Source organism: Streptomyces sp. JLBG701 (genome assembly GCF_058544905.1).
This window is the reverse complement of record NZ_CM178588.1, coordinates 7,600,585-7,622,979: the sequence shown is the minus strand read 5'-3', so window position 1 is coordinate 7,622,979 and position 22,395 is coordinate 7,600,585. Positions and strand designations below refer to the sequence as shown.

Below are 22,395 nucleotides of genomic sequence, written 5' to 3'. Positions count from 1 at the left end.
CCCTCTGGTATCGCACACCTGTTGCACAAATAAACATGAGAGACCGAGGGTGATGAAGCGTCGTTGGTGGGGGGCGGCCGGTCTGGTGGCCGCGGCGGTAACGGGGACTCTGCTCGTGCAGGGTGTGACCGGTGGGCAGGCGGACGGATCGACCGGGGACGGCAAGTCGCGGCCCGTCAAGGTGAACACACGTACCGCCGCGATGACGTTGGCCGATGACGGCACGTCCGCAGCGATCGGCAAGCGGGACACCGAGCCGTTCAGCATGCTCGGCGTCACCTGGGCCGACCCGTCCGCCCAGGTCGACGGCACCGTCGAGATCCGTACCCGGGACTCGGAGACCGGCACCTGGTCGTCCTGGCTGTCGCTGGACGGCGACAGTGGACAGGGCGACGCGGAGGCCACGCGTGGCGGTACCGAGCCCGCGTGGGTGGGGCCGTCCGACGGCGTTGAGGTTCGGGTCGACGGCAAGTCGTCCACGCGGCTGCCCAAGGGGCTGCGCCTCGACATGGTCGATCCGGGCAGCAGCACCGTCTCGGAGCTGGAGCCCGCCGCGTATGCCATGGCGGCGGAGACCGATTCGGCCTCGCCCTCCGCCACGGACTCCTCCTCCGCCTCGCCGGAAGCCTCCGTGACCGACTCCGTGTCGCCCAGCGCGAGCAACTCGTCGAGTGCGTCGGCCTCCGCCTCCGCGACGCCCTCCAACTCGGCCTCGTCGTCCGCCTCCACCTCGCCGTCGCCCTCGACCACGGCTCCCTCGTCCACCGTTCCGCAGCCGCCGATCACCTCGCGCGCCGGCTGGGGCGCCGACGAGTCGATCAGCCCGGAGGAGCCCGCCTACCTGCCCGGCGGGAAGATCAAGGCGGTGGTCGTGCACCACACCGCCGAGTCGAACGACTACACCTGCGCCCAGGCGCCGGCCGTCGTCCGGGGCATTTACGCCTACCACGTCCAGACGTTGGGCTGGAAGGATATCGGCTACAACTTCCTCGTCGACAAGTGCGGCACCATCTACGAGGGCCGCAAGGGCGGCATCGACCAACCGGTGTTCGGCGCGCACACCTACGGCTTCAACTCCGAGACCACCGGCATCTCGGTCCTCGGCACCTACACGACCGCCGCCCCCTCGACGGCCGCGCTGACGTCCGTCGCCCGGCTCGCCGCCTGGAAGCTGGGCCAGTACGGCGTCGCCCCGAACGGCACCACCACCCTCACGGCGGGCGCCGACGGCAACAACTACGCCGGTACGACGTGGAAGTCGGGCGCGCAGCTCAGCTTCCCGACCATCCTGGGCCACCGCGACGGCTACAACACCCAGTGCCCCGGCGACGCCCTCTACGCCAAGCTGGCCACGATCCGCTCCTGGGCGGCGGGCCCGGTCGCCGGCCTGACGCTGAAGTCCGTCACCGGCGTGGGCGTCTCCGGCTCGACGTACTACACCAAGAGCTCCGCCACCGTGAACTGGTCGGCCACCACGCCGGCTTCGCTGATTACGAAGTACGAGGTGCTGGTGGACGGCACGACCGCCGCCACCGCCGCCGGTACGGCGACCTCGGCGAAGGTCAGCCTGGCGGTGGGCACCCACAGTGTGGCCGTACGGGCCGTGCACCAGTCCGGCAAGACGAAGACCACCGCGGCCGTCACGATCGTCGCGGAGACCACCGCGCCCACCTTCTCCACCAAGCCCAGCGTGGCGCTGCGCACCGGCACGGTGAACACCACCGCGGTTCCGCTGACCCTGAAGTGGAAGGCCACCGACACGGCCGCGCTGAAGGAGGTCCGCCTCACCGCTCCGACCACCGCGACCTACGGCCCGACCGTCACCAGCGCCTCCCTCACCGCCAAGTCGGGCACCGCCACGACCTGGGCGATGACGGCGTACGACCAGGCGGGCAACACCGCCGCGGCCTCGGTCGCCCGTACGCCGGTGATCCTCCAGGAGTCCTCGGCCACCAAGTCGGGCACCTGGACGACCAAGTCCTCCACGAGCTACCTGGGCGGGAAGTCGTACACCAGCAAGACCAAGAACTCCTCCCTGACCTGGACCTTCACCGGCCGCTCGGCCTCCTGGGTGGTGTCGCGCGCGGCGACCTCCGGGCAGGCGTACGTCTACGTCGACGGTGTGAAGACGGCGACCGTCGATCTGAAGTCGACCACCGCCAAGTACCGCCAGGCGATCTGGACGAAGACCTGGTCGACCAGCGCCAAGCACACCGTCAAGATCGTCGTCGTAGGCACGAGCGGTAGGCCGACCGTCACGACCGACGGTCTCGTCTACATCAAGTAGGTCAAGCGGTCACGGGGTCGTCGTCCTCCCCCGCCTCCAGCAGATTGGCCGCCGCGCCGATGATGCGGGGGTCGGGGGTGCCGACGACCTCGTGGTCCTTGTCGGAGTACTCGAAACGGGCCAGCACGCTGCGCATGGCCTCGACGCGGGCCCGCTTCTTGTCGTTGCTCTTGACCACCGTCCAGGGCGCCCGCTCGGTGTCCGTCTCCCGGAACATGGCGACCTTCGCGGCGGTGTAGTCGTCCCAGCGGTCAAGGGAGGCCAGGTCCATCGGGCTGAGCTTCCACTGCCGTACGGGGTCGACCTGGCGGATCGTGAAGCGGGTGCGCTGCTCGCCCTGCGAGACGGAGAACCAGAACTTGATCAGGTCCACCCCGTCGTCGACGAGCATCCGCTCGAACAGCGGGGCCTGGCGCATGAAGCGGCGGTACTCGTCGTCCGAGCAGAAGCCCATCACGCGCTCGACACCGGCCCGGTTGTACCAGGAGCGGTCGAACATCACGATCTCGCCCTCGGTCGGCAGATGCTCGACGTACCGCTGGAAGTACCACTGCCCGCGCTCACGCTCGGTCGGCTTCTCCAGCGCCACCACCCGGGCACCGCGCGGGTTGAGGTGCTCGGTGAAACGTTTGATCGTGCCGCCCTTGCCGGCCGCGTCCCGTCCCTCGAAGACGATGACGAGACGGCGCCCGGTCTCCTTTATCCAGCTCTGCAGCTTCAGCAGCTCGATCTGCTGGAGCCGCTTGTACCAGTCGTACTCCTTGCGCTCCATGCGCTCCGTGTACGGGTAGTTCTCCCGCCACGTGTCGACGGGCGTTCCATCGGCCCTGATGAGCACGGGCTCGTCCACATCGGTGTAGTCGACGGTCAGTCCGGTGATCAGCGGTGTCATGGAGTACCCCCAGCGTCAGTGAAACTGCGGCACGATCAGATAGATGCCGTACGCGACGACCGCCGCGCAGGCGAGGAAGCACAGGCCGGCCTCTGCCAGGCTCAACGCGTGGGTGGCGCCATTCTCGCGTGCTCCCTCCACTCGTACGAGACCCAGCACTCCGAGCGCGAAGACGACGACCACGGCGACGGTCACGCCGAGGCTCACCCCGGCGACCTCGCCCAGTGCGGTCCAGTCGAGCTGCATGTCGGTTTCTCCCTCGCTCAGGCGGCGCTGCCGGCGGTGGCCGGTGCCGGGGTGCGGACGGCGACCTCGTGGCCGTCGTTGACGTTGTTCGCGTGCACCGGGTTACGGCGGGAGAGCATGACGATGCCCGCCGCCACGGCAGCGCCGACCAGCGCGTGCGAGGAGCTGGAGGGCAGCCCGACCAGCCAGGTCAGCAGGTTCCACAGGATCGCCCCGATCAGCCCCGCGAAGATCATCCCTGGGGTGACGAGCGTGTCGTCCACGATCCCGCCGGAGATCGTCTTGGCGACCTCCGTGGACAGGAAAGCACCGACGAGTCGTGGAATCCGTTGGCGAAATCGAAGGCCAGTGCCGTGACGATGACGACCCCCACGAGGTACGTGATGTGATCCATGCCTTCATGGGAACAAGCGCTTCCATACGGGAAGCGAACTGGGAGCAAAGCCCGGGTCAGGACCCGGCACGCAGCCGGTGACGGTCGTGCGATGCTGATGTGGTGAACCGTGAGGATCTGGTACGGCTGCGACAGGCACGCGACCGCATGGACCGCGAGTACACCGAGCCGCTCGACGTCACCGCGCTCGCGAGCACCGCGATGATGTCGCCGGGCCACTTCCAGCGCAGCTTCCGCGAGGCCTACGGCGAGACACCGTACGGCTACCTGATGACCCGTCGCGTCGAGCGGGCCAAGGCCCTGCTGCGCCGGGGCGACCTCTCGGTCACCGACGTCTGCATGGCCGTCGGCTGTGCGTCCCTGGGCTCCTTCAGTTCCCGCTTCACCGAACTGGTCGGCGAGACCCCGAGCTCCTATCGGGCCCGCTCGCACGAGGAGAGCGCGGAGATCCCGCCCTGCGTGGTGCGGGCGTACACGCGTCCGAGGCGGACGTGACGCCGGTATTGACCTTAGGTTGGACGCATGGACCTGAAACTCAACAACTGCTTCATCGCCGTCGACGACCATGACAAGGCCGTCGCCTTCTACTCCGACGTCCTGGGGCTGGAGATCCGCAACGACGTCAAGTACGAGGGGATGCGGTGGGTGACCGTCGGGTCGCCGCTGCAACCGGAGGTGTCGATCGTCCTGGAGCCGCCCGCGGCCAACCCCGACCTCTCCCCGGCCGACCGGGAGGCGATGGAGCAGCTGCTGGCCAAGGGCATGCTGCGCGGGGTCAACTTCACCACCGAGGACTGCGACGCCCTCTTCGCCCGGGTCCGGGAATCCGGAGCCGAGGTGATCCAGGAACCGATGGACATGCCGTACGGGGTACGCGACTGCGCGTTCCGGGATCCGGCCGGGAACATGCTGCGGTTCATGGAGCGGGCCGAGAGCTGAGCGGGCCAGTGGCTGAAATTCGGGAAGCGGGACAGCACCGCCGACCTACGATCGCGCCATGAGCATCCGCTGGACCTACGCGTACATCGATCGACCCTCCGAGCTCGCCGGCCGGGCCCACGACTTCTGGACCGCCGTCACGGGCACGCACCTCTCCGAACTCCGGGGCGATCAGGGCGAGTTCGTGACCCTGTTGCCGGAGACGGGCGACGCCTGCGTCAAGCTCCAGGGGGTCGACTCGGGCGACGGCGGCGCCCATCTCGACCTCGCCGTCGAGGACGTACCGGACTTCGTGAAGTCGGCGCTGCGCCTGGGGGCCTCGGTCGTCGCCGAGCACGACGGATGGGCCGTACTGCGCTCCCCCGCCGGGCAGTTGTTCTGCGCGGTGCCCTGGCACGGGGAGGCGGTACGGCCGCCCGTCGTCGACGGCAGCCGCCTCGACCAGGTGAGTCTCGACATCCCGCCTTCCGCGTACGACGCCGAGGTCGCGTTCTGGAGCGGCCTCCTGGCCGGCTGGGAGTCACTGGCGGGCTCACTCCCCGAGTTCCACGTGCTCAAGCCCCCGCCCGGCCTGCCCGTCCGTATCCTCCTCCAGCGCCTCGGCGAGGAACGCCACGTCTCCGCCCACCTCGACCTCTCCTGCGCGGACATCGCGGCGACCCGCACCCGCCACGAGCGCCTCGGCGCCGCCTTCGTCGCCGAGCACAGCCACTGGACGGTGATGCGCGACCCGGCGGGCGGCGCGTACTGCCTGACCGGCCGCGATCCGGAGACGGGCGGGCTGCCCGGGCGCTCCTGACCGCGCCCGCGTCAGGCCCACTCCTCCACGTCGACCACGGCGTCCACCGGGATCGGCCCGTACACGTGCGGGAACTCCTCGCCGCCCGGGTGCGGAGACTCGTACTTCAGCGGGGCCGTGAGCCTTGCCGGGTTCACGACCAGGACCACCAGGTCGAGCGGGGGCTCGTCGGAGCCGTACAAGCGGGCTGCCACGCGCGGGAGTTGGGTGCGGGTGGAGCAGTGGATGAAGCCCTGCTCCTGGAGGGTGAGGTCGCGGCTCGACATCTCGTAGGTGCCGTGTGCGCGGGCCTCGTCCCAGAGTCGGCGTTCGGTGATGTGGAGGATGGGTTCGGAGAGTTCGGGCATGGCGGCAACGCTAATCCCTCAGACGCCCAGCCTCGCCGACCTCGCGTGGAGATAGCGCTGCTCGGGCAGGCTGAGCGTCCTGGCCGCCGCGGACTCGTACGCCGCCCGGGCGGCCTCCGTGTCGCCCGCCCGCTCCAGGAGATGACCCCGGACCGCGTCCAGGCGGTGGCCTTCGCCCAACTCGTCCACCAGCACGTCCAGTTCGGCGAGGCCCGCGTACGGTCCGTCGACCATGGCGACGGCGACGGCCCGGTTGAGGCGTTCGACGGGGCCGGGGACGAGGCGTACCAGCACCTCGTAGAGGCCGAGGATCTCGTACCAGTCCGTCGCCCGCGCGTCGGGCGCCTCGTCGTGCACCGCGGCGATCGCGGCGCGTAGTTGGTAGGGGCCGGCCCGGCCCCCGGAGAGCGCCCGGGTGACGAGCGTGACGCCCTCCTCGATCGCGGGCTTGTCCCAGCGGTCCCGGTCCTGTTCGTCGAGGGGGACGAGCTCGCCGTGCGGGCCGGTGCGCGCGTCGCGGCGGGCGTCGGTGAGCAGCATCAGGGCCAGCAGGCCGGCCACCTCGCGGTCCTCGGGGAGCAGGCGGTGGACGGTCCGGGTGAGGCGGATCGCCTCGCCCGCCAGGTCGCGCCGCTGGAGGGCCGAGCCGGAGGTCGCCGTGTAGCCCTCGTTGAAGATCAGGTAGAGGGTCTGGAGGACGGCCGGCAACCGTTCCTCCCAGCTGTCCGGGCGCCCGAAACTCACCCCCCTGACCTTCTGCTTGGCCCGGCTGATCCGCTGGGCCATCGTCGCCTCGGGGACCAGGTGGGCCCGGGCGATCTCCGCCGTGGTCAGACCGCCGACCGCCCGCAGTGTCAGGGCGATCTGGGCGGGCGGCGTCAGGTCCGGGTGGCAGCACAGGAAGAGCAGCGTGAGGGTGTCGTCCTCGCGCGGGGCACGGTCGGCACCGGGCGGCGGGGCGACAAAGGCATCGCGCGGAGCGAGCGCCGCCGCCCGCTCCTCTCTCCGCCGCCGCGCCTCCTCGGCACGCAGCGCGTCGGTCAGCCGCCGCGAGGCCACCTTGATCAGCCACCCGCGCGGGTTGTCCGGCACCCCGTCCCTCCCCCACTGCCCGGCCGCCGCGAGCAGTGCCTCCTGTACGGCGTCCTCGGCGGCGTCGAAATGGCCGTACCGCCGGACCAGCGCGCCGAGAACCTGCGGCGCGTGGCGGCGCAGCAGGTCCTCGGTCTCATCGGTCTCGGTCGGGTCGCTCATGGCCGCTCAGAGGTCGCCGGCGCCCTCCTGGATGCGCCGGATCACCACCGGGTGGTCGGGGGCGCCCGCGGGCTGGGGGCAGCGGGCGACGCGCTCGGCGATCTCCGTGACCCGCTCCAGGCTCGCGCAGTCCAGGATCCAGAAGCCGGCCAGCAGCTCCTTGGTCTCGCTGTACGGACCGTCGGTGATCTGCGCCTTGCCGTCGTCGCCCAGAGTGACGTGGCGGGTCTTCGCGGGCTCGACCAGGCCCTGCCCGTCGAGCATCTCGCCGGTCTCCGACAGGTCGTCGTTGATCGCGCTCATGTAGGCGTACATCGCCTGCACCTCCTGCTCGCTCCAGGCCGGGGAGCCCGCGGAGGCCTTGCCCTGCATCGCCTCGTAGTCCGCCTGTGTGCCCTGCACCATGACCAGGTACTTCATGATTCCGCTCCTTCGGCTCGGGCCACCCTCGGTGGGCGGCTCTCACAGGGGACGTCGGAGCCGGGCCGGGGTTCTCGACACGGTTCAGGAATTGTCGGCGGCCGGTTTCGGAGGGGCCGGTTTCTGGGGTGCCGGCTGCTGCGCGGCGGACTTCTTCGCCGGGGTCCTCTTGCGCGAGCGGTCGCCGGCCGGGGCGTCCGGGTCGAGGTACGCCTCGCACTCCCTGTTGCGGCACGGGCCACCGACCCACCGGGGCACCCACGCGCCCAACGTCTTGTACCGCTTCACGACCGTTGCGACGGGCTGTCCACAGACGGGACAGGCGTGTTTTTCGCTGTCCATGTCCTCAGCGTAGGGCGCTTGGGAGCGGGGTGCTCACCTCTTGCGTGGGTGAGGTGCGGACGAGCACGCGTCGCGCGACGCCCGCTGTCGACGATTGTGCCGGTGACTGGATCGACGGCAACCTACGGCGAGTGAGCCGAAGGGGCGCGCCTGTGTCGAGAGCCCGAGCGCGCGGAGGCCCGCAGGGTCGAGCACGGTCGGGCTCTCGACACAGGCTTTGGCGCCCCGGAGGCGAACCGAGCCTCCCCAAAAAGGGGTGTGGGGCGGGTCCCGCACACCGTGGGGATGTGCGGGACCCGCCCGGCCGGAATCCCCGGGTGGCTGCGCGGGGTCAGGAGCCGCGCGGGGCCGGGGATTCCGGGGTTCGTAGGTGGCCTCAGTTGCTACGGCGGGTGACGAACTCCGCCAGTGCGAGCAGGCCGCCCGCCGCCTCCGGGTCCGGGATCGCGCGGGACAGCTCGTGCATGGCCCGGGCCATGCGGTCGGCGGCCTGGACCTGCGCCCAGTCGCGACCGCCCGCCCGCTCCACGGCGAGGGTCGTACGCTCCAGCTCACCTTCCTCGTGGGGAACTCCGTACAGCTCCGCGAGCTCGGCCGCCGCCGGGGTGCCGGAGGCGAGCGCGGCGACCACCGGCAGGGACTTCTTGCGGGCGGCGAGGTCCGCGCCGGCCGGCTTGCCGGTGCGGGACGGGTCGCCCCATATCCCGATGACGTCGTCGATGAGCTGGAAGGCGAGCCCGGCCTCCCGGCCGAACGCGTCCAGCGCCTCCACGTCGTCGTCCGACGCCCCCGCGTACAACGCGCCCATCGCGCACGCGCACCCCAGCAGCGCACCCGTCTTGGCCGCGGCCATGGCGAGCACCTCGTCGAGGGTGACCTCGGTCGGACCGCACCGCTCCATCGCCACGTCCGCGTGCTGACCGGCGCACAGCTCGACGACACACGCCGCGAGCCGGGCGGCGGCCGCCGAGGACGCGGGGTGCGGATCCCGGGCGAGCAGCCCGAGGGCCAGCGCCTGGAGCGCGTCCCCGGCGAGGATGGCGTCCGCGTCACCGAACACCGTCCACGCGGTGGGCCGGTGCCGACGGGTGGTGTCCCGGTCCATCACGTCGTCGTGCAGCAACGTGAAGTTGTGGACCAGCTCCACCGCCGCGGCGGCCCGCAGGGCCGACTCCCGCACGCGCGTACCGCCGAGCGCGGCGGCCGTGGTGAGGACGAGGGCCGGACGTATCGCCTTGCCCGCGTTGCCCGCCGCCGGTGTGCCGTCCGCGTGCTCCCAGCCGAAGTGGTAGAGCGCGATCCGGCGCATGGAACCGGGCAACGACTCGATGGCCGCGCGCAGTTCGGGATCGACCGAGGCCCGGGCGCGCTTCAGGATCCCCGCCGCCTCGTGCCCGTCGGGCGGACCCGACCGATCCTCTATGTCGCTCTCGATGGACCTCCCCCTTTCACGTGTCCCGGTGAGGCCCGTCGTGTCGCCCGGGCACTGCTTCGTCCGCGTCATGAACTCACCCACGGATCACCTCGGGCGTCCGGTTCATCGCCAGCGGCCGATCTCGACGTTCTCCAGGACGCCGAGCGCGTCCGGTACCAGGACCGCGGCCGAGTAGTAGGCCGTCACCAGGTAGTTGATGATCGCCTGCTCGTTGATGCCCATGAACCGCACGGACAGGCTGGGCTCGATCTCGTCGGGGATGCCGGCCTGCTGGAGGCCGATGACACCCTGCTCTGCCTCGCCGGTGCGCATGGCGAGGATCGAGGTCGTACGGGCCTCGCTGACCGGGATCTTGTTGCACGGGTAGATCGGCACACCGCGCCAGGTGGGGATGCGGTTGCCGGCGATGTCGATGGTCTCGGGGACGAGTCCGCGCTTGTTGAGCTCACGGCCGAACGCGGAGATCGCACGCGGGTGGGCGAGGAACAGCTTGGTGCCGCGGCGCCTGCTGAGCAGCTCGTCCATGTCGTCCGGGCCGGGCACGCCGTCGTGGGGCTGGAGCCGCTGGTCGTACTCGCAGTTGCTGAGCAGGCCGAACTCACGGTTGTTGATGAGCTCGTGCTCCTGGCGCTCCTTCAACGCCTCGACGGTGAGCCGGAGTTGCTGCTCGGTCTGGTTCATCGGCTGGTTGTAGAGGTCGGCCACGCGTGTGTGGATACGCAGGACGGTCTGGGCGACGCTCAGTTCGTACTCACGCGGCCTGGCCTCGTAGTCGACGAACGTGTGCGGGATGTCCGGCTCGCCGGAGTGGCCGGCCGCGAGGTCGATCGACCTCTCGCCGTACTTGTTGGTCTGCTGCTCGGGGATGGAGCGCAGCTCCTGGAGGTGCCCGCTCAGTGATTCCGCGCGCTCCGCGACCATCTCGACGTCCTGGCGGGCCAGGACGAGGACCGTGCAGGCGGTGACCGCGCGGGCCGTGAACTCCCAGATGGCGTCCGGGTCCAGCAGCGCCTGGTCGCCGAAGTAGGCGCCGTCGGCGAGGACTCCAAGCTCCGCGTCGTCGCCGTAGGGGCCCGTGCCGATCTTCTCGACCTTGCCGTGTGCCAGCAGGAACACCTCGTCGGTCTGGCTGCCGAAGGAGGCGATCACCTCGCCCGGGGCGATCTCCCGCTGCCGGCAGCGCTGGGCGAGCTCCGCCAGCACTTCCTCGTCCTCGTAACCACGCAGGGCCGGCAGTTCGCCGAGCTCCGCCGGGATCACCTCGACACGGTCGCCGGTCTTCACGAACGTCACCCGGCCGTCGCCCACGGAGTAGGTCAGCCGCCGGTTCACGCGATACGTACCGCCCTGCACGTTCACCCATGGCAGCGTGCGCAGCAGCCAGCGTGAGCTGATCTCCTGCATCTGAGGCGCGGACTTCGTGGTGGTGGCCAGGTTCCGCGCGGCCGCCGTGCCGAGACTCTGCTGCGGCTTGCCCTGCTCCGTGCGGACCTCTTCGCCTACCGACATAAAAAATGCCCTCCCCGCTCATGCACCGGCACCCACCTGCGCCGGGCATCGATCTCCGCGCACAAGCCTTCCACCACGGAGGGTGCCGGTGCTATTACACGAAAGAGCGGGATTGGATCTTCGGCAGCTGGGCACATAAGGGCTTTCTGTCGAAAGCGGCCGTCGGTGTTCGAATCCGGCGGCGACAATGGCGAGGTGCACCGCCCCGACGCCCCCGACCTCGCCGCCCTGCGCCCGCGACTCCCCTCCCCGCTGCAGGACGTCGAGGACGAGCGGTTCGCACGCCACGCCGTACGCCTGCGGCTGAAGCGGGACGATCTGATCCACCCGGACCTGGTCGGCAACAAGTGGCGCAAGCTCGCGCCGAACCTCACCGCGGCGGCGGGCCGCCCGCTCGTCACGTTCGGCGGCGCGTACTCCAACCATCTGCGGGCCACCGCCGCAGCGGGCCGGCTGCTCGGTCTGCGGACCGTCGGTGTGGTCCGCGGCCAGGAGCTGGCCGACCTCCCCCTCAACCCCTCCCTGTCCCGGTGCGCGGCGGACGGGATGCGACTGCACTTCGTCGACAGGTCGACGTACCGCCGCAAGACCGAGCCGGACACCCTCGCGCGCGTGCTGCGCGCAGCCGGCGCCGAGGACGCGTACGTCGTCCCGGAGGGCGGCAGCAACGCCCTCGCCGTACGCGGCTGCCACGCGCTCGGCGAGGAGCTGCGCGGCCACGCCGACGTCGTCGCCCTCGCCTGCGGCACCGGCGGCACACTCGCGGGCCTGGCCGCCGGGCTGGCCTCCGACCAGCACGCCCTCGGCATTCCGGTCCTCAAGGGCGGTTTCCTGACCGCCGACATACAGGCCCTGCAACGAGAGGCCTTCGGCGGCCCGCGCGGCCACTGGCGCCTCGACGACCGCTTCCACTTCGGCGGCTACGCCCGCACCACCCCCGAACTCGACGCCTTCGCCGAGGACTTCGAGGACCGCCACGGCCTGCCCGTCGAGCGTCTCTATGTCGCCAAGTTGCTGTACGGACTTGTCACCCTGGCCGAGGAGGGCGCCTTCCCACGCGGGACGACTCTGGCCGCGGTGATCACGGGGTCACCGTTCGGGCAGTGAGCCCGCCTGTTCACGCTGCCTCGCGGTAGGCCGCCGCCTCCTCCAGGTCCAGTCTGCGCAGCAGGGTGCGCAGCATCTCGTCGTCGATGTAGCGGCCGTCCCGCAGCCGGACGAAGACCGCGCGCTCGGCGCTGATCATCTCGCGGGAGAGGCGGCGGTAGGTGTCGTCGACGGTCTCACCGGTGATCGGGTTGACCTGGCCGAGGCGTTCCCAGACGGAGTTACGGCGGCGTTCCAGAACCTGGCGGAGACGGTCGGCGAGGGGCGGCGGGAGCACGTTGCGTTCGTCGTCGAGGAGCTCGTCCAGGCGACGCTCTGCGGCCCGGGATGCCTGCGCCTGGGCGTTCGCCTCGGCGAGGGTCTCGGCCTGGGTGTCGCGGCCGGGGAGTTTCAGCGCGCGGATGAGCGGGGGCAGGGTCACGCCCTGCACGACCAGGGTGCCGATGACCGTCGTGAAGGTCAGGAAGAGGATGAGGTTGCGCTCGGGGAAGGGCTCGCCGTCGTGCGTGAGGGGGATCGAGAAGGCGATCGCCAGCGAGACCACGCCCCGCATTCCGGCCCAGGCGATGACGAACGCCCCCTTCCAGGTGGGATTCGGCTCTCTTTCGCGGATCCGGGCCGACAGCAGGCGGGGCACGAAGGTCCCCGGATACACCCACACGAACCGGGCCACGACGACGACCACGAAGAGGGCGAACGCGTACCAGGCGGCGCTGGCACCCTCGTACTCGCCAAGCCCCCTGAGCACCACCGGCAGTTGCAGTCCGATCAGCATGAAGACCGCGGACTCCAGGACGAAGGCGACCATCTTCCACACCGCCTCCTCCTGGAGGCGGGTCGCGAAATCCACCTCCCACGCGCGGTGGCCGAGGTAGAGCGCGACGACCACGACCGCGAGGACTCCGGAGGCGTGCACCTGCTCGGCGACGCCGTAGGCGACGAAGGGGATCAGCAGGGAGAGCGTGTTCTGCAGGAGCGCTTCCCTGAGGTGGGTGCGCAGCCAGTGGATCGGCACCATCAGCAGCAGCCCGATGCCGACGCCGCCGACCGCGGCGAGCAGGAACTCGCCGATCCCGCCGGCCCAGGTGGCGCCCTCGCCGACGGCGGCCGCGAGGGCGACCCGGTAGGCGGTGATCGCGGTGGCGTCGTTCACCAGGGACTCGCCCTGGAGGATCGTGGTGGTCCGCGACGGCAGCCCCACGCGGCGTGCCACCGCGGTGGCCGCGACCGCGTCCGGCGGCGCGACCACCGCGCCGAGTACGAGCGCCGCGGTCAGCGGCAGGCTCGGCACGATCATGTAGGCGGCCCAGCCGACGGCGAAGGTCGCGAAGAGCACGTAGCCGACCGACAAGAGCGCCACCGGCCGCAGTTGTGCCCGCAGATCGAGGTAGGAGCTGTCGGTGGCCGACGTGTACAGCAGCGGGGGCAGCAGCAGGGGCAGTACGACGTCGGGGTCCAGGGTGTATTCCGGCACCCCCGGGACGTACGAGACGAGCAGGCCCGCCGCGACCAGCAGCAGGGGTGCCGGTACGGGGGTGCGCCGGGCGGCCGCGGCCACCACGGCGCTGCCCGCCACCAGCAACAGCAGCGGCATCACGTCCATCGTCCTCGCCCACCCTCGGTTTTCCGCGCGGCAGGCCGCGCACCCGTCGTAACCTGGCAATCATGAAACAGTGCACGCATGCCGACGCGCTGCCGCACCCGGAACCCGCTCCCCTCAACGAGACGTGTCCCGAGTGCCTGGCGGAGGGCACCCACCCCGTGCAACTGAGGCTGTGCCTCAGCTGCGGTCATGTCGGTTGCTGCGACTCCTCGCCCGGACGGCACGCCACCGAGCACTACAAGGACTCGGGACATCCGATCATGCGCACCTTCGAGCCCGGCGAGGAATGGCGCTGGTGCTTCGTGGACCACGTGCTCGTATGACCTCGGGCCGGCCGGACAGTACCCCGGATCCGGACGGTTCGACCGTCTGACGTCTGGGTACGTCAACCCGGCGCGCGCTCTTCCCAATTGGGCCCGCGGACCCCCTAGCCACGGAGCGTATCCGTGTGTTTACTATGAGTTACAGCATGGGGTTGGGGTCCCGGGGACAGGAAAGTCGAGAGCGCGGTAGCGTCACCGCTGAAGCACACATCGCGTTATCCCGGGGGGCGACCCTCGGCCCCGAAAAGCTTGTACCACCTTGGAGGTGAGGGTGTCCCAGATCGCAGGCGAGCCCGCGACCCAGGACTTCGTGGAAGTCCGGCTGCCGGCCGCGGGTGCCTACCTGTCGGTGCTGCGTACGGCCACGGCCGGTCTCGCAGCCCGTTTGGACTTCACCCTCGACGAGATCGAGGACCTGCGCATCGCCGTGGACGAGGCCTGCGCGATCCTGCTCCAGCAGGCCGTGCCCGGCTCGGTCCTCAGCTGTGTGTTCCGACTGGTCGACGACTCGCTGGAGGTCACCGTCTCGGCCCCGACCACGGACGGTCACGCGCCCGCGCGCGACACCTTCGCCTGGACCGTCCTGTCCGCGCTCGCGGGCAAGGTCTCGTCCGCGGTGGACGACGACAAAACCGTTTCGATCAGCCTCTACAAACAGCGCGGCGCGGGACCCGGGCCGGCGTGAGGAACGGGGACGGGCCGGTGCGGGACGAAGAGCGCGGCACACGGGAGCTGCCGGCCGAGGGCTCGGGCACCCCTGGCGGGTCTCGGCGCACGGCGGACGGCATCCCCGAGCAGGCCCGGCCGCATCCGCAGGACGGCCTCGACGACCACGCGGAGGTCGGCGTGACGAACGACGGGCAGCGGGAGCAGGACGGTGCCGTGCTGAGCACGCCCCTGGAGGGCCGGATTGGTGGGGTCTCCCCCGTTCACGGGGGTCCCCCCGCTCGACCGAAGTCGAGGCTGGGGGAGGAGGCGAAAGCTCTGGGAAGGGCGACGGGCGGGACGATGAGCGAGCACGAGCGAGACGATCAGCAGGGCGCGCAGACTGTGCAGGCCACGCAGCACGACCCGCAGGACCGCAGCGGGGCACGCGCGTTGTTCATCGAGCTGCGCGAGCTGAAGGACGGCAGCGCGGAGTACGCGGAGCTGCGCAACAGGCTGGTCCGCATGCACCTGCCGCTCGTCGAGCACCTCGCGCGCCGCTTCCGCAACCGCGGCGAGCCGCTGGACGACCTCACCCAGGTCGCCACCATCGGCCTGATCAAGTCGGTCGACCGCTTCGACCCGGAGCGCGGCGTCGAGTTCTCGACGTACGCGACCCCGACGGTCGTCGGCGAGATCAAGCGGCACTTCCGCGACAAGGGCTGGGCGGTGCGCGTTCCGCGCAGGCTCCAGGAGCTGCGGCTGGCGCTCACGACGGCGACGGCGGAGCTCTCGCAGCTGCACGGCCGCTCCCCCACGGTCCACGAGCTGGCCGAGAAGCTGGGCATCTCGGAGGAGGAGGTCCTGGAGGGCCTGGAGTCGGCCAACGCGTACTCCACGCTGTCCCTGGACGTCCCCGACACGGACGACGAGTCCCCGGCGGTGGCGGACACGCTGGGCGCCGAGGACGAGGCCCTGGAGGGCGTCGAGTACCGGGAGTCGCTCAAGCCGCTCCTGGAGGACCTGCCGCCGCGCGAGAAGCGGATCCTGCTGCTGCGCTTCTTCGGCAACATGACCCAGTCGCAGATCGCGCAGGAGGTCGGCATCTCGCAGATGCACGTGTCCCGGCTGCTGGCCCGGACACTGGCCCAGCTGCGGGAGAAGCTTCTCGTAGAGGAGTAGCGCGCAGTGGTGCTCCGGAGCAGCAGTACTTACTGAGCTACTTCTGGTCCTGCACGTTTCCGGGCCCCCGGATCCCGAGGGCCCGGGTCGTCGCCGGATTGATCAGCAGGACGAGGGCCGTCACCGCGACCACCGCGAGGACGATTCCGCCGGGGATGGCCACGCTGTCGGCCTGGAGCAGGTTGTAGGCGACGGGCAGCGCCATGATCTGCGTGATGACGGCCGGGCCGCGGCTCCAGCTGCGGCGGGCGAGCAGCCCGCGCGCGGCCAGCAGCGGCAGCAGCCCGAGGACGATCAGCGTGATGCCGCCGGTGACGGCCTGCTGCCGGTCGTCCGGGTCACCCGTGAGGCCCAGGACCAGCATCCAGGCGCCGCCGACGACGAGGGCGAGCCCCTCCAGGCCGGCCAGCGCGGCCGCATAGATCAGGCGGCGGGGGCGGGGTTCCTCGGCCTGCGGGGCGGGGTTCTGCTCACTGCTCACCCCTGAAGGGTAGCCAACGCCCCGCGCCCCTCCGTTGAGGATCTCTTACTTGAATCCTCCCCCAGCTGAATCAGGGGGATTCCTGGCTCACGCCGCCTGCGGGTCAGCGACCCGACAGGTCTTCCACGATCAACACCAGCCGGGTTGAAACCAGCCCGGTTTGTACCGCAAAGCTTGGAGGTGCATGTGCTGTCTTGGTTCTCGATCAGCACGGTGTACGCGCTTGGTTCTCGCAACGCACAGTGATCAGCTTACCCGACTGCGTAGGGGAATCCTCGAACGTCTCCCGTGATCCCCACCTCGGACTGGGCCCGGTACCCCCCAGTAGGTACCCTGCAACCCATGCGTGCACTTCTCGTGGTCAATCCGGCGGCAACCACCACAAGCGCACGTACGCGCGATGTCCTGATTCATGCCCTCGCGAGCGAGATGAAGCTTGAGGCGGTCACCACCGAGTACCGCGGGCACGCGCGCGACCTGGGCCGGCAGGCGGCGGACAGCAAGGACATCGAGCTGGTCGTGGCCCTCGGCGGCGACGGCACGGTCAACGAGGTCGTGAACGGCCTGCTGCACAACGGCCCCGACCCCGAGCGGCTCCCCCGCCTCGCCGTGGTCCCCGGCGGTTCCACCAACGTCTTCGCCCGCGCCCTCGGCCTGCCGAACGACGCCGTGGAGGCCACCGGCGCCCTCCTTGACGCCCTGCGCGAGGAGCGGGAGCGCACGATCGGCCTCGGGCTCGCCGCCGGCACCCCGGGCACGGAGGACGAGGCGGTGCCGTCCCGCTGGTTCACCTTCTGCGCGGGGCTCGGCTTCGACGCGGGCGTGATCGGCCGGGTCGAACAGCAGCGCGAGCGCGGCAAGAGATCCACACACGCTCTTTACCTGCGTCAGGCTTTCCGCCAGTTCCTGGAGGAGCCCCACCGCAGACACGGCACGATCACGCTGGAGCGGGACGGCGAGGACCCGGTCACGGATCTGGTGCTGTCCATAGTCTGCAATACGTCCCCGTGGACGTTTCTTGGCAATCGCCCTGTGTACGCGTCGCCTAAGGCCTCGTTCGATACCGGGCTCGACGTGCTCGGTCTCAGCCGTATGTCCACGCCCGCTCTGGCCCGGTATGCAACACAGTTGCTCACTTCGTCCCCCGAGCGCGGACCCCATGGCAAGCACGCCACCTCCCTGCATGACCTGAGCGACTTCACCTTGCATTCGAAGGTGCCCCTCCCCCTCCAGATGGACGGCGACCACCTGGGACTGCGAACGAGCGTGACGTTCACAGGCGTACGCCGTGCACTGCGTGTGATTGTGTGAGCAGAAGGGGCTAAAGTCCTTTCACTCGAACGTTTAGACCAGGGTCCACCCCATGGAAGTACGGCTGTGACCTAGTCGACACCGAGGAATCAAAAAAAACTTTCCAGAAGGGGTTGTATCCGCCGCTGAGGTTTGCGAGTCTCTACGTGGCGATCGAGACGGCCCGCAACACCGGCCTCCGGAGATCACCAGAACCCCTCTCCAAAACAACGGACCACGCCGGGAACCCGGCAGTCGGCCCTTCACTTGTTGAGGGATTCGTGAAAGCGTTCACATTCACAAGCAACCCGCACGTAATACCAAGGAGAGGTAGCAGCCATGGACTGGCGTCACAACGCCGTTTGCCGCGAGGAAGACCCCGAGCTCTTCTTCCCCATCGGCAACACCGGTCCTGCGCTGCTGCAGATCGAGGAAGCCAAGGCCGTCTGCCGCCGCTGCCCCGTCATGGAGCAGTGCCTGCAGTGGGCGCTCGAGTCCGGCCAGGACTCCGGCGTCTGGGGTGGTCTCAGCGAGGACGAGCGTCGCGCCATGAAGCGCCGCGCCGCCCGCAACCGGGCCCGTCAGGCCACTGCCTGACAACCCACCCCGCTCACAGCCTGAGCTTGGCGGCGCGTACAGCGAGTACGCATCTCCCGCCCCCGAGCCGCAGCGCGCAGTACCCCCGATGCGCTTAGCAGTAAAACGAGCAGCAACGAGCACAAGCCTCGGACCACTTGGTGGTCCGGGGCTTCTTGCTGTTCCGACTGTCCGGACACACCGCTCGCGTTACTTGTGCGACCGCACCGGAATGTCGAGGATCACCCGCGTGCCGCGCTCCGGCGCCGCGATCATGTCGAACGTACCGCCCAACTCCCCCTCCACCAGCGTTCGTACGATCTGGAGGCCGAGGTTGCCCGAGCGGTGCGGGTCGAAGCCCTCGGGGAGGCCGACTCCGTCGTCCTGGACGGTGACGAGGAGGCGGGACTCCTTCGCCTTGTCGCCGCGGACCGCCGAGACCTCGACCGTGCCGGTGTCGCCTTCGCGGAAGCCGTGTTCGAGGGCGTTCTGGAGGATCTCGGTGAGCACCATCGACAACGGGGTGGCAACCTCGGCGTCCAGGATGCCGAAGCGTCCGGTGCGCCGGCCGGTGACCTTGCCCGGCGAGATCTCGGCGACCATGGCGAGCACCCGGTCGGCGATCTCGTCGAACTCCACGCGCTCGTCCAGGTTCTGGGAGAGCGTCTCGTGCACGATCGCGATCGAACCGACCCGCCGCACGGCCTCTTCGAGGGCCTCCCGGCCGCGCTCGGAATCGATGCGCCGGGCCTGGAGCCGCAGGAGGGCGGCGACCGTCTGGAGGTTGTTCTTCACCCGGTGGTGGATCTCCCGGATGGTCGCGTCCTTGGTGATCAACTCGCGCTCGCGGCGCCGCAGTTCGGTGACGTCACGGAGCAGGACCAGCGAACCGATGCGGGTGCCCTTGGGCTTGAGAGGGATCGCCCGGAACTGGATCACCCCGTCGCCGGACTCGATCTCGAACTCGCGCGGCGCCCACCCGCTCGCGACCTTGGCGAGCGCCTCGTCCACCGGCCCCCGCGTCGGGGCGAGTTCGGCGGTGGTCATGCCGAGATGGTGACCGACGAGGTCGGCGGCGAGGCCGAGGCGGTGGTACGCCGACAGCGCGTTCGGGGACGCGTACTGGACGATGCCGTCCGCGTCGAGGCGGATCAGGCCGTCGCCCACGCGGGGCGAGGCGTCCATGTCCACCTGCTGGTCGGGGAACGGGAAGGAGCCGGCCGCGATCATCTGCGCGAGGTCCGACGCGCTTTGCAGATACGTCAGTTCGAGGCGGCTCGGGGTGCGCACGGTGAGCAGGTTGGTGTTGCGCGCGATGACACCGAGGACGCGCCCTTCCCGTCGTACGGGGATCGACTCGACGCGGACGGGGACCTCTTCGCGCCACTCCGGGTCGCCCTCGCGCACGATCCTGCCCTCGTCCAGGGCCGCGTCCAGCATGGGGCGACGGCCGCGGGGGACGAGGTGGCCGACCATGTCGTCCTGGTAGGAGGTCGGGCCGGTGTTGGGGCGCATCTGGGCGACGGAGACATAGCGTGTGCCGTCGCGCGTGGGTACCCACAGGACGAGGTCGGCGAAGGAGAGGTCGGAGAGCAGCTGCCACTCCGAGACCAGCAGGTGGAGCCACTCGAGGTCGGAGTCCCCGAGGGCGGTGTGCTGGCGTACGAGTTCGTTCATGGAGGGCACGTGTGCGAGCGTACCCGCCGGTTTGTACGGGTCCTAAAACACCCGCGGGCCGCGGCGCCTGAGAGGGACCCTCAACCCTCCCGGCACCGCAGCCCGGAGCAGCAACGGCCACGGGGTGTGCGGTCCCGATCGGCCGATGGATGAGGATCCGGGGCAGTCAGGGCAGAGAGCTCCGGTTCCTCGGTCCGCCTTCCTGTGCGGGGAAGACGGAGGCTCATGCATTCATATGTTGTTCGCCCAGCGTGGCCCATTGTGGACTAGACCACTCCTTGGTGTCCACGCGTCGGAGAATGTTCGTTGCTGTTTCTTCACGACCGGACCGACTGGTCGGACGTCCCAGTAACCACCATGAAGCGTAGCCCGCCTGGGTCATTCGCGGGGCCGGATGGCCAGGGCAATTTCCGCGAGCGCGCTCAGCGGGTCTCCGTCACCTTCGCCAGGGCGCGTGGGGCGTCCGGGTCCTGGCCGCGGGCGATGGTGACCTCGTAGGCCAGGAGCTGGAGCGGGATGATCTCCAGGACGGGCTGGAGCTCCTCGACCACGCCTTCGGTGGGCAGGACGAAGCCGGCCGAGGCCTGCTCCACCTGGCCGGCGGGGCCGATGACGACCAGGTCGGCGCCCCGGCCGCGGAGCCGGTCGAGGACGGGTTGGAGTGCCTCGCCTCCCTTGCCGTCCGTGACGACCGCGATGACCGGGGAGACGTTGTCGACCATGGCGAGGGGGCCGTGCAGGAGGTCTGCGCCAGAGTAGGCGAGGGCGGGGATGTAGCTGGTCTCCATCAGCTTGAGGGCGGCCTCCTTCGCCGTGGGGTAGCCGTAGCCGCGCGAGGTGATGACCATGCGCTCGGCGAAGCGGTAGCGGGAGGCGAGGGCGCGGACCTCGTCCTGCCGGGCGAGCAGCTGCTCGGCGAGGTCCGGCAGGGCCTTCGCCGCCGCGCCGTCGCCGCCGCGCAGGCCCTCGACGAAGAGATAGAGCGCGAGTAGGGAGGCGGTGTAGGTCTTGGTGGCGGGAAGCGCCTTCTCCGGACCGGCCATGATGTCGATGTGGTACTCGGAGACGCCGGCCAGCGGCGAGTCCGGGTTGTTGGTGACCGCGAGGGTGACGGCGCCGGCCTCGCGGGCGGCCCGGGTCGAGGCGAGGGGGCTTCTGATGGATCTCCGCGGGAGAAGGAGTGGCGTTCGGTGCGTGCTCTCGGCGTGCCGGGCGGAAGTCCTTGTAGCGGAGCTACCAGGGCTTCCGTCCGGTGCGGCGAGAGTGCGTGCCGGGCGTCGCGACGCCGCGGAGATCCATCAGAAGCCCCCTAGATCCGGGGAGCCGCCGGACTGGCTGACGGTGACGACGAGGACGTCGGTGAGGTCGGGGCGGGCGCCGTAGGCCGTCGTGGTCGACATCGAGGTGAGCCCGCAGGGCAGGCCGAGGCGGATCTCCAGGAGGTACTTGGCGTACAGCGCGGCGTTGTCGGAGGTGCCGCGGGCGGTGAGCAGGACGAAACGGGGCTTGCGGGCGGCGATCTCCTGGGCCACCTGCCGGATGAGCGGGGCACCCTCGTCCAGGATCCGTCGCAGGACGGCGGGCTGCTCGGCCATCTCCCGAGCCATGACCCTGCCGGGGAGGTCCGGTGTCGTGGCGGTCATATGGGGTCCTCTCGGGGGTCGCTGCGCGTTTCGTCGTGCGTGTCATCGTGCACTGGCGGGTTCCCTTCCACTCTCCCTCGCGGGAGGGCGCCTCTGCCCTGGGACGCATGAACCGACTCTGTTAGATTGGTGGAGATTGGTCTAAACCACATGCCCAACCGGGTCCCCCAGAGCCCCTCTCCTCAGATCGGCAGGCCCAGCGTGGAAGTTGTCATCGTTCCGGACGCGAAGGCGGGCGGCGAGCTCATCGCCGAGGCCATGGCTCAGTTGCTCCGGCGCAAGCCCGACGCCCTGCTCGGCGTGGCCACCGGCTCGACGCCGCTGCCCATCTACGAGGCGCTGGCGGCCAAGGTGAAGTCCGGTGCCGTGGACGCCTCGTCGGCGCGGATCGCCCAGCTCGACGAGTACGTGGGGCTGCCGGCCGAGCATCCGGAGTCGTACCGTTCGGTGCTTCGGCGTGAGGTGTTGGAGCCGCTGGGGATCGGGATGGACGCGTTCATGGGGCCCGACGGGACCGCCGAGGACGTGCGGGGCTCGTGCGAGGCCTATGACCGGGCGTTGGCTGCCGCCGGTGGGGTGGATCTGCAGTTGCTGGGGATCGGGACCGATGGGCACATCGGGTTCAACGAGCCCTGTTCTTCGCTTGCCTCGCGGACGCGGATCAAGACGTTGATCGAGCAGACTCGGGTCGACAACGCGCGGTTCTTTGACGGGGATATCGAGCAGGTGCCGCATCACGTTATTACTCAGGGGATCGGGACGATTCTCGAAGCTCGGCACCTGGTGTTGCTCGCCACCGGCGAAGGTAAGGCGGATGCGGTGGCCGCGACTGTTGAGGGGCCGGTTGCTGCGGTGTGTCCTGCGTCGGCGCTTCAGTTGCATCCGCATGCGACTGTCGTGGTTGATGAGGGGGCTGCGTCCAAGTTGAAGTTGGCCGACTACTTCCGGCACACCTTTGTCAACAAGCCTGACTGGCAGGGGATTTAGACGCGTCAGCGTCTGCC

22 protein-coding genes and 3 pseudogenes are annotated in these 22,395 nt (G+C 70.0%); 11 read left to right on the top strand and 14 right to left on the bottom strand.

The window, feature by feature from the left end; translation table 11 throughout:
- Positions 1-52 precede the first annotated feature (52 nt).
- The gene (locus tag AC5DRG_RS35450; RefSeq protein ID WP_491803678.1) at positions 53-2,287 is read left to right on the top strand and encodes a peptidoglycan recognition protein family protein; all 2,235 of its coding nucleotides are present in this window, start codon (positions 53-55) and stop codon (positions 2,285-2,287) included.
- 1 nt (position 2,288) lies between these two features.
- Here AC5DRG_RS35450 and ppk2 read toward each other — a convergent pair whose 3' ends face one another.
- The 3 genes and pseudogenes from ppk2 to AC5DRG_RS35435 form a co-directional block, all read right to left on the bottom strand.
- Complete coding sequence (ppk2, locus tag AC5DRG_RS35445; protein ID WP_491803676.1) at positions 2,289-3,179, bottom strand: polyphosphate kinase 2; 891 nt, start codon at positions 3,177-3,179, stop codon at positions 2,289-2,291.
- 15 nt (positions 3,180-3,194) lie between these two features.
- Positions 3,195-3,425: a hypothetical protein gene (locus AC5DRG_RS35440; protein WP_491803674.1), complete on the bottom strand. Its 231-nt coding sequence runs from the start codon at positions 3,423-3,425 to the stop codon at positions 3,195-3,197.
- 128 nt (positions 3,426-3,553) lie between these two features.
- Positions 3,554-3,819: pseudogene (locus AC5DRG_RS35435) on the bottom strand (inorganic phosphate transporter); the annotation flags it as partial.
- Between the two features lie 102 nt (positions 3,820-3,921).
- On the opposite strand from AC5DRG_RS35435, the gene AC5DRG_RS35430 reads away from it, so the two are divergent.
- From AC5DRG_RS35430 to AC5DRG_RS35420, 3 genes are read left to right on the top strand one after another with little or no spacing between them, the layout of a single operon-like run.
- Positions 3,922-4,314, top strand: a complete 393-nt coding sequence (locus AC5DRG_RS35430) for a helix-turn-helix transcriptional regulator (RefSeq protein WP_491803673.1) — start codon at positions 3,922-3,924, stop codon at positions 4,312-4,314.
- 27 nt (positions 4,315-4,341) lie between these two features.
- Entirely contained in the window at positions 4,342-4,758 is a 417-nt protein-coding gene (locus AC5DRG_RS35425) for a VOC family protein (RefSeq protein ID WP_491803672.1), read from the top strand.
- A 58-nt stretch (positions 4,759-4,816) separates the two neighbouring features.
- Positions 4,817-5,557 carry a VOC family protein gene (locus tag AC5DRG_RS35420; protein ID WP_491803671.1) on the top strand — a complete coding sequence of 247 codons (741 nt, stop codon included), beginning with the start codon at positions 4,817-4,819 and terminating at the stop codon, positions 5,555-5,557.
- A gap of 11 nt (positions 5,558-5,568) precedes the next feature.
- Here AC5DRG_RS35420 and AC5DRG_RS35415 read toward each other — a convergent pair whose 3' ends face one another.
- The 6 genes from AC5DRG_RS35415 to AC5DRG_RS35390 all read right to left on the bottom strand — a co-directional run bounded on the left by AC5DRG_RS35415 (position 5,569) and on the right by AC5DRG_RS35390 (position 10,864).
- Positions 5,569-5,904, bottom strand: coding sequence for a DUF952 domain-containing protein (locus tag AC5DRG_RS35415; protein WP_491803670.1), 336 nt, complete (start codon positions 5,902-5,904; stop codon positions 5,569-5,571).
- A gap of 18 nt (positions 5,905-5,922) precedes the next feature.
- On the bottom strand, positions 5,923-7,158 hold the full coding sequence (locus AC5DRG_RS35410) for an RNA polymerase sigma factor (protein WP_491803669.1): 1,236 nt from the start codon (positions 7,156-7,158) through the stop codon (positions 5,923-5,925).
- Positions 7,159-7,164: 6 nt separating this feature from the next.
- The gene (locus AC5DRG_RS35405) at positions 7,165-7,578 is read right to left on the bottom strand and encodes a YciI family protein (protein ID WP_491803667.1); all 414 of its coding nucleotides are present in this window, start codon (positions 7,576-7,578) and stop codon (positions 7,165-7,167) included.
- A gap of 84 nt (positions 7,579-7,662) precedes the next feature.
- On the bottom strand, positions 7,663-7,920 hold the full coding sequence (locus AC5DRG_RS35400; RefSeq protein WP_491803665.1) for a hypothetical protein: 258 nt from the start codon (positions 7,918-7,920) through the stop codon (positions 7,663-7,665).
- Between the two features lie 376 nt (positions 7,921-8,296).
- Entirely contained in the window at positions 8,297-9,424 is a 1,128-nt protein-coding gene (locus AC5DRG_RS35395) for a family 2 encapsulin nanocompartment cargo protein polyprenyl transferase (RefSeq protein ID WP_491803664.1), read from the bottom strand.
- Between the two features lie 33 nt (positions 9,425-9,457).
- Complete coding sequence (locus AC5DRG_RS35390; protein WP_491803662.1) at positions 9,458-10,864, bottom strand: family 2B encapsulin nanocompartment shell protein; 1,407 nt, start codon at positions 10,862-10,864, stop codon at positions 9,458-9,460.
- Between the two features lie 195 nt (positions 10,865-11,059).
- Between AC5DRG_RS35390 and AC5DRG_RS35385 the strand changes: the two genes are divergently transcribed.
- Positions 11,060-11,971, top strand: a complete 912-nt coding sequence (locus tag AC5DRG_RS35385) for a 1-aminocyclopropane-1-carboxylate deaminase/D-cysteine desulfhydrase (RefSeq protein ID WP_491803660.1) — start codon at positions 11,060-11,062, stop codon at positions 11,969-11,971.
- A gap of 10 nt (positions 11,972-11,981) precedes the next feature.
- Here the strand turns inward: AC5DRG_RS35385 and AC5DRG_RS35380 are convergent, their stop codons facing one another.
- Positions 11,982-13,574 carry a Na+/H+ antiporter gene (locus AC5DRG_RS35380; RefSeq protein ID WP_491803659.1) on the bottom strand — a complete coding sequence of 531 codons (1,593 nt, stop codon included), beginning with the start codon at positions 13,572-13,574 and terminating at the stop codon, positions 11,982-11,984.
- A gap of 62 nt (positions 13,575-13,636) precedes the next feature.
- On the opposite strand from AC5DRG_RS35380, the gene AC5DRG_RS35375 reads away from it, so the two are divergent.
- From AC5DRG_RS35375 to AC5DRG_RS35365, 3 genes are all read left to right on the top strand, one after another.
- A complete protein-coding gene (locus tag AC5DRG_RS35375; protein ID WP_491803658.1) occupies positions 13,637-13,897 on the top strand; it encodes a UBP-type zinc finger domain-containing protein in 261 nt (86 codons plus the stop codon).
- 271 nt (positions 13,898-14,168) lie between these two features.
- Entirely contained in the window at positions 14,169-14,582 is a 414-nt protein-coding gene (locus AC5DRG_RS35370; RefSeq protein ID WP_030784224.1) for an ATP-binding protein, read from the top strand.
- Positions 14,583-14,599: 17 nt separating this feature from the next.
- Entirely contained in the window at positions 14,600-15,724 is a 1,125-nt protein-coding gene (locus tag AC5DRG_RS35365) for an RNA polymerase sigma factor SigF (protein WP_491803657.1), read from the top strand.
- Between the two features lie 37 nt (positions 15,725-15,761).
- Here the strand turns inward: AC5DRG_RS35365 and AC5DRG_RS35360 are convergent, their stop codons facing one another.
- Positions 15,762-16,205 carry a hypothetical protein gene (locus AC5DRG_RS35360; protein ID WP_491803656.1) on the bottom strand — a complete coding sequence of 148 codons (444 nt, stop codon included), beginning with the start codon at positions 16,203-16,205 and terminating at the stop codon, positions 15,762-15,764.
- Positions 16,206-16,547: 342 nt separating this feature from the next.
- Here AC5DRG_RS35360 and AC5DRG_RS35355 point away from each other — a divergent pair, with 342 nt between their 5' ends.
- Both AC5DRG_RS35355 and AC5DRG_RS35350 read left to right on the top strand, forming a co-directional pair.
- Positions 16,548-17,516: a diacylglycerol/lipid kinase family protein gene (locus tag AC5DRG_RS35355; protein WP_491803655.1), complete on the top strand. Its 969-nt coding sequence runs from the start codon at positions 16,548-16,550 to the stop codon at positions 17,514-17,516.
- Positions 17,517-17,834: 318 nt separating this feature from the next.
- Positions 17,835-18,092 (top strand): WhiB family transcriptional regulator, encoded by a 258-nt coding sequence (locus tag AC5DRG_RS35350; protein ID WP_006380970.1) that lies wholly within the window; start codon positions 17,835-17,837, stop codon positions 18,090-18,092.
- A 189-nt stretch (positions 18,093-18,281) separates the two neighbouring features.
- Here AC5DRG_RS35350 and AC5DRG_RS35345 read toward each other — a convergent pair whose 3' ends face one another.
- The 3 genes and pseudogenes from AC5DRG_RS35345 to AC5DRG_RS35335 all read right to left on the bottom strand — a co-directional run.
- The gene (locus tag AC5DRG_RS35345; protein WP_491813246.1) at positions 18,282-19,748 is read right to left on the bottom strand and encodes a sensor histidine kinase; all 1,467 of its coding nucleotides are present in this window, start codon (positions 19,746-19,748) and stop codon (positions 18,282-18,284) included.
- A gap of 422 nt (positions 19,749-20,170) precedes the next feature.
- Positions 20,171-20,896: pseudogene (locus tag AC5DRG_RS35340) on the bottom strand (SIS domain-containing protein); the annotation flags it as partial.
- A 162-nt stretch (positions 20,897-21,058) separates the two neighbouring features.
- Positions 21,059-21,391: pseudogene (locus tag AC5DRG_RS35335) on the bottom strand (SIS domain-containing protein); the annotation flags it as partial.
- Between the two features lie 201 nt (positions 21,392-21,592).
- On the opposite strand from AC5DRG_RS35335, the gene nagB reads away from it, so the two are divergent.
- Positions 21,593-22,378 carry a glucosamine-6-phosphate deaminase gene (nagB, locus tag AC5DRG_RS35330; protein ID WP_491803653.1) on the top strand — a complete coding sequence of 262 codons (786 nt, stop codon included), beginning with the start codon at positions 21,593-21,595 and terminating at the stop codon, positions 22,376-22,378.
- Positions 22,379-22,395 lie beyond the last annotated feature (17 nt).

Bases quoted from the DNA above. Each gene is read 5' to 3' on its own strand.
- AC5DRG_RS35450 (WP_491803678.1), top strand. From the start codon at position 53: ATGAAGCGTCGTTGGTGGGGGGCGGCCGGTCTGGTGGCCGCGGCGGTA.
- ppk2 (WP_491803676.1), bottom strand. From the start codon at position 3,179: ATGACACCGCTGATCACCGGACTGACCGTCGACTACACCGATGTGGAC.
- AC5DRG_RS35440 (WP_491803674.1), bottom strand. From the start codon at position 3,425: ATGCAGCTCGACTGGACCGCACTGGGCGAGGTCGCCGGGGTGAGCCTC.
- AC5DRG_RS35425 (WP_491803672.1), top strand. From the start codon at position 4,342: ATGGACCTGAAACTCAACAACTGCTTCATCGCCGTCGACGACCATGAC.
- AC5DRG_RS35420 (WP_491803671.1), top strand. From the start codon at position 4,817: ATGAGCATCCGCTGGACCTACGCGTACATCGATCGACCCTCCGAGCTC.
- AC5DRG_RS35415 (WP_491803670.1), bottom strand. From the start codon at position 5,904: ATGCCCGAACTCTCCGAACCCATCCTCCACATCACCGAACGCCGACTC.
- AC5DRG_RS35410 (WP_491803669.1), bottom strand. From the start codon at position 7,158: ATGAGCGACCCGACCGAGACCGATGAGACCGAGGACCTGCTGCGCCGC.
- AC5DRG_RS35405 (WP_491803667.1), bottom strand. From the start codon at position 7,578: ATGAAGTACCTGGTCATGGTGCAGGGCACACAGGCGGACTACGAGGCG.
- AC5DRG_RS35400 (WP_491803665.1), bottom strand. From the start codon at position 7,920: ATGGACAGCGAAAAACACGCCTGTCCCGTCTGTGGACAGCCCGTCGCA.
- AC5DRG_RS35395 (WP_491803664.1), bottom strand. From the start codon at position 9,424: ATGACGCGGACGAAGCAGTGCCCGGGCGACACGACGGGCCTCACCGGG.
- AC5DRG_RS35390 (WP_491803662.1), bottom strand. From the start codon at position 10,864: ATGTCGGTAGGCGAAGAGGTCCGCACGGAGCAGGGCAAGCCGCAGCAG.
- AC5DRG_RS35380 (WP_491803659.1), bottom strand. From the start codon at position 13,574: ATGGACGTGATGCCGCTGCTGTTGCTGGTGGCGGGCAGCGCCGTGGTG.
- AC5DRG_RS35375 (WP_491803658.1), top strand. From the start codon at position 13,637: ATGAAACAGTGCACGCATGCCGACGCGCTGCCGCACCCGGAACCCGCT.
- AC5DRG_RS35355 (WP_491803655.1), top strand. From the start codon at position 16,548: ATGCGTGCACTTCTCGTGGTCAATCCGGCGGCAACCACCACAAGCGCA.
- AC5DRG_RS35350 (WP_006380970.1), top strand. From the start codon at position 17,835: ATGGACTGGCGTCACAACGCCGTTTGCCGCGAGGAAGACCCCGAGCTC.
- AC5DRG_RS35345 (WP_491813246.1), bottom strand. From the start codon at position 19,748: ATGAACGAACTCGTACGCCAGCACACCGCCCTCGGGGACTCCGACCTC.